Source organism: Dietzia sp. DQ11-44, from assembly GCF_014145205.1.
Lineage (GTDB): Bacteria > Actinomycetota > Actinomycetes > Mycobacteriales > Mycobacteriaceae > Dietzia > Dietzia natronolimnaea.
In genome coordinates, this window is record NZ_JAALEC010000420.1 from 1 (window position 1) to 2,645 (window position 2,645).

Consider the following 2,645-nt stretch of genomic DNA (forward strand, 5'->3'; position numbering starts at 1 on the left):
GCTGGCGGTGGCGGTCGCGCTCGCGGTGGGGTTCGACCCCGGCGGCGAGACCCACCAGTTCGTCGAGTCCCACCCGTGGATCCCCGCCTTCGGCGCCTCCTACACGCTCGGACTCGACGGGATCGCGCTGGTGCTGGTCCTGCTCACGGCCGCCCTCATGCCACTGCTCCTGCTGGCCGGGTGGCACGACGTCGCCGCGTCCGACAGCCGCCGCGCGCAGGCGTACCCGGCGCTGATGCTGGCCACGCAGGGGTTGGCGCTGGTGGCGTTCACCAGTCTGGACGTGCTGCTGTTCTACGTCGCGTTCGAGGCCATGCTCATCCCGCTGTACTTCCTCATCGGCGGCTTCGGCCGCAGCGATTCCAGCGGGGCCGACCGGGCGGCGGCGGCCGTGCGGTTCCTCATCTACAACCTCCTCGGCGGGCTGGTCATGCTCGTCGCGGTGATCGGGCTGTACGTGCTCACCGCCCGCGCCGGGCTGGGGGACGCCGGGACGGACGGCGGATCGATCGGGGCGGGCACGTTCGACTACCGCCTCATCACCGCGGCCGTCGCGGACGGCCGGCTCGAGATCACGACCGGCGTGGCGCTGCTGATGTTCGCGGCCTTCACCCTGGCCTTCGCGATCAAGGCGCCGCTGTGGCCGTTCCACACCTGGCTGCCCGGCGCGGCCGTGGCCGCGACCCCCGCCTCGGCGGTGCTGATGATGGCGGTCGTGGACAAGGTCGGCACGTTCGCGATGCTGCGCTACAGCCTGCCGCTGTTCCCGGACGCGGCCGCCACGGCGGCGCCGGTGCTCGTCACGCTGGCGGTGATCAGCATCGTCTACGGCGGCGTGATGGCCATCGCCCAGACCGACCTGCTCCGGCTGATCGCCTACGCCTCCATCTCCCACTTCGGGTTCATCGTCCTGGGCATCTTCGCCAGGACGGAGCAGTCCGCGGCCGGATCGGCGCTCTACATGGTCAACCACGGCGTCGCCACGGCCGCGTTGTTCCTCGTGGCCGGGTTCCTCGTCCACCGGCACCGCATCCGGGAGATCGGCTACTACGGCGGTGTCCAGCAGGTCGCGCCCGTGATGGCCGGGACGTTCCTCATCGCCGGCCTGGCCACGCTCTCGCTGCCCGGGTTGGCCCCGTTCGTCAGCGAGTTCCTGGTGTTCATAGGGACCTTCGGCCCGTACCCGGTGGCCGCCGTGCTCGCCACGAGCACGTTCGTCCTGGCGGCGGTCTACATCCTGTGGACCTACCAGCGGGTGATGGGTGGACCCCCGGCTCCCGGGCTCGCGCGGACACCGGATCTCGACGCCCGGGAACTCGTGGTGGTGATCCCGCTGGTGGTGGCGCTGATCGTGCTGGGCTTCTACCCGCAGCCCGCGTTGGACGTGATCGAACCGGCGGTCGCCCACACCGTCGCGCTGGTGGGAGGAACCCGATGACCCCTGACATCGCGTACGGATCGCTCGCGCCGCTGCTCGTGGTGTTCGGCGCGGGGATCGTCAGCGTACTGGTGGAGGCGTTCGTCCCCGCGCGGCGCCGCTATGGCACACAGATGGCCGTCTACCTGGGCGGTCTCGCCGCCGCGCTCATCTCGGTGGTCCTCCTGGCCGGGACCCGGATCGTCACGGCCGAGGGGGCGGTCGCGGTCGACGGCCCGGCGCTGTTCCTGCAGGGCCTGACCGTGGTCGTGGCCCTCGGCGCCGGCCTGCTGATCGGCGAACGCACCGTGATCCCGTCGGCCTCCCGCAGAAAGGTGCTCGCGGGCTTCGCGCCCCAGGCCGCCGTGGCCCCCGGCGGCTCGGGCGAACGCGAGGCCGAGCGCGCCGGGTTCACCCAGACGGAGATCTTCCCGCTCGCGCTGTTCGCCACGGGCGGCCTCATGCTGTTCCCCGCGGCGAACGACCTGATCACGCTGTTCATCGCGTTGGAGGTGCTCTCCCTGCCGCTGTACGTGCTGTGCGGGATGGCCCGGCGCCGAAGGCTGCTCTCGCAGGAGGCCGCGGTCAAGTACTTCCTCCTGGGCGCGTTCTCCTCGGCGTTCTTCGTCTACGGCGTCGCGCTGGTGTACGGCTACGCCGGGACCGTGGACTACCGGGGGATCGCCGACGTCGTGGAGGCCGAGGGCGCCAGCCCGCTGATCCTCATCGGCGTGGCCATGATGTCGGTGGGCCTGCTGTTCAAGGTCGGCGCCGTGCCGTTCCACACCTGGACGCCCGACGTCTACCAGGGCGCGCCCACCGCGATCACCGCGTTCATGGCCGCCGGCACCAAGGTCGCCGCGTTCGGCGCGATCCTGCGCTTCTTCCACACCGCGGTGCCCGGGCTCGAGGCGGACTGGGCGCCCGTGCTGTGGGTGATCGCGGCGCTGACGATGATCGTCGGGACGATCGTGGGCGTCGCGCAGAACGACGTCAAGCGGCTCCTGGCCTACTCCTCCATCGCCCACGCCGGGTTCCTGCTCACCGGGGTGATCGCGGTCCAGGCCGCCGGGGCGACGGCGATGCTGTTCTACCTCGCGGCGTACGCCGTCAGCACGGTGGGCGTGTTCGCGGTGGCCGGGCTGGTCCGCGACGCCGACGGTGCCGAGATCAGCGACCTGCGGGCCTGGGCCGGGCTCGGTCGGCGTCAGCCGCTGGTGGCGGGCGC

2 protein-coding genes are annotated in these 2,645 nt (G+C 71.8%); both read left to right on the top strand.

Features of this window, described 5'->3' with window-relative positions; translation table 11 throughout:
• Positions 1 to 1,438, top strand: a 1,438-nt coding sequence (locus tag G6018_RS10900) for an NADH-quinone oxidoreductase subunit M (protein ID WP_182639590.1), incomplete at its 5' end; no start/stop codon positions are given.
• A partial coding sequence (nuoN, locus tag G6018_RS10905; protein WP_182639591.1) for an NADH-quinone oxidoreductase subunit NuoN occupies positions 1,435 to 2,645 on the top strand: 1,211 nt, incomplete at its 3' end. The genes G6018_RS10900 and nuoN, both read left to right, overlap by 4 nt.